We start from the raw sequence: 2540 nt of genomic DNA, 5'->3' as shown, positions 1-2540 counted from the left end.
TTGAACAAAATCGCTGCGCGATGGCCTACCAAGGCTATGGCATAGCGATTTTCTTTTTTCTATAACAAAACAGTGGAAAGCAAGTCCTAAAAGTAGTATTGTTAAGTCACCACAACGAAACAATCAAACAGGATCAACCTTCCCACTGCCTATGAACAGAATACCACCCTTCCGCTTGATTGGCAAGCGGTTTTATGACCCAAATGCACCTCCATATAAAGCAGTGTTCCGGATAACTACTGATTTTATATGGAGGATTTTATTATGTATGAAAAATATTTAGAACAGCTTGAGGAAGCCGGAAAAATCCGTAACCTTAAAGAACGTTCCATCAACTGCTATAAAAACTATGTCTCTTATTTTCTGAAATATCAGAATAAGAATCCTGAAGAGCTTACCTGTCAAGATGTCAGGACTTTTTTGCTTGCGAAAAAAGAGGAAGGACTGAAAGCCACAACCCTGAATCTCTATAATTCTGCTATCCGTTTTTTCTATCGGAATGTCCTGCATATCCTTTGGGATGATATCACAGTTCCACGTATGATCCTGGAACATAAACTTCCGACTGTACTGACCGCCTCTGAGATTGACCGTTTGTTATCTGCTGTTGACGATATCAAATATAAGGCTATGTTCGCAATCATGTATTCTTCTGGCATGAGGGTTTCTGAAGTGATCCATCTTCACTATGATGACATCTCACGTTCAAATATGCAGATCCATGTCCGGAATACGAAAAACCGGATGGACCGCTATACCATTCTCTCCAAGCGTTGTCTGGATATCCTTACACAATACTGGTTTGAGAAAGGTCGTCCCCGTGGCATCCTGTTTCCGAATAAATTTACCGGTAATTACCTGACAGTCAGTACTTTGGAACAGGTCATGCGGCGGGCAGTAGCTGATGCTGAACTTCCGAAGACAGCAACCCCGCACTGTCTGCGCCATAGCTTTGCAACCCATCTGATGGAACAGGGCATAGAACGGCAGAACATTCAAGCTCTGCTTGGACACCGTGATCCGAAATCTACGGAAGTTTATCTTCATGTCAGCAACAAATCCCTGATGGGCATTCAAAGCCCTTTTGACAGGAAAGAAGGTGGCGGCCATGAATAAACCCACCGTCCAGGATATTTTCCGGCATTTTTATCCGGCATACCTTGAAAGCTGTTCCCCATCCCCGGAACAGGCAAGAGTTGCCCGGAACATCCTGAATTGCAAAACAGGAGCTTATGGTGCGAATGTCAGTGTATGCGAAGACTGTGGTGCTGTCCATATCCATTATAATTCCTGCCGGAACCGTTGCTGTCCCATGTGTCAGGCTGTTCCGAAGGAAATGTGGATGGATGCTCGCAGAGAGGATGTGCTTGATGCCCCTTATTTCCATCTGGTGTTTACAGTCCCTGATATTCTGAACTCTGTCATTTACAGTAACCAGAAACTGTTATATGACACGCTGTATCATGCGGCTTCCGCTACCATTCAGGAACTGACATCCGACTCAAAGCACCTCGGGGCTTCTGTTGGTTATATCTGCATCCTGCATACATGGGGCTCAGAAATGAATTTTCATCCCCATATCCATACGATACTGCTTGGCGGCGGCCTGACACCTAAAAATGAGTGGAAAGACAATGGTACGGAGTTTTTTCTACCCATATGGGCTATCTCCAGAGTCTTTCGTGGGAAATATATGGATGAGTTGAAAAATCTCTGGAATACAGATCAGCTTGAGTTTCATGGAACAGCAGAAAAATACCGTAATCATTATGCTTTCAAAAAGCTGATAGATTCCTGTTATGATATAGAATGGGTTCCTTACTGTAAGAAAACTTTTAACGGTGCACAATCTGTTATTGATTATCTCGGAAAATATACCCATAGGATCGCTATCAGCAATCACCGCATCATCCATATGGACAATGAAAATGTTACTTTTTCTGTTAAGGATTACCGGAAGGAAGGACAATGGAAGGAACTGACCCTTTCTGGTATTGAATTTATACGGCGTTTTCTGATGCATGTGCCACCCAGACGTTTTGTCAGGATCCGGCATTATGGACTTCTTTGTTCCCGCAGCAAACACAAAAAGCTCACTTTATGCCGGAATCTCCTCGGATGCAAAAAATATCTTTCAAAGCTCAGGGATAAGGAGATGCCAGAAATATTGAAACAGCTATACGGGATAAACATCTATGTATGTAAATCCTGCGGTGGACATCTTGGAAAACCACAACTGAGAATACCGCAAAGGTGTTAAAATCCAAATCTTTTATATGTTTTCTAAGCCTCAAAATCCTGAGGTTTAATTGTTATACCTATTTATCTGAAAATCCTTGATTTCTGTAGCGTCTGCACAGGAAATCCTGTATAATCATGGATAAGAACAAAAGATTAAAAGTCCATAGGTAGTAGCTACTCGGACGCTCACTTTGTTCAATTAGGTCAAATCGAAAATGGAGTAAACGAAGGGGCAGTTCACTGAAATGTCAAAACTGCTTTTTCGTTTACTCCATCATCGATTCTAACCTAAAGAATTT

General features: G+C 42.2%; 2 protein-coding genes. Both read left to right on the top strand.

The window, feature by feature from the left end; all coding sequences use genetic code 11:
* Positions 1-264 precede the first annotated feature (264 nt).
* A complete protein-coding gene (locus tag DXA57_RS17045) occupies positions 265-1116 on the top strand; it encodes a tyrosine-type recombinase/integrase (protein ID WP_117768435.1) in 852 nt (283 codons plus the stop codon).
* Positions 1109-2260 carry an IS91 family transposase gene (locus DXA57_RS17040; RefSeq protein ID WP_117768434.1) on the top strand — a complete coding sequence of 384 codons (1152 nt, stop codon included), beginning with the start codon at positions 1109-1111 and terminating at the stop codon, positions 2258-2260. Before DXA57_RS17045 ends, DXA57_RS17040 begins: the two co-directional genes overlap by 8 nt.
* The last annotated feature ends 280 nt before the right edge of the window (positions 2261-2540 follow it).

Source organism: Blautia sp. OF03-15BH (genome assembly GCF_003463065.1).
Classification (GTDB): domain Bacteria; phylum Bacillota; class Clostridia; order Lachnospirales; family Lachnospiraceae; genus Limivivens.
This window is presented reverse-complemented; position numbering and strand designations above follow the sequence as displayed.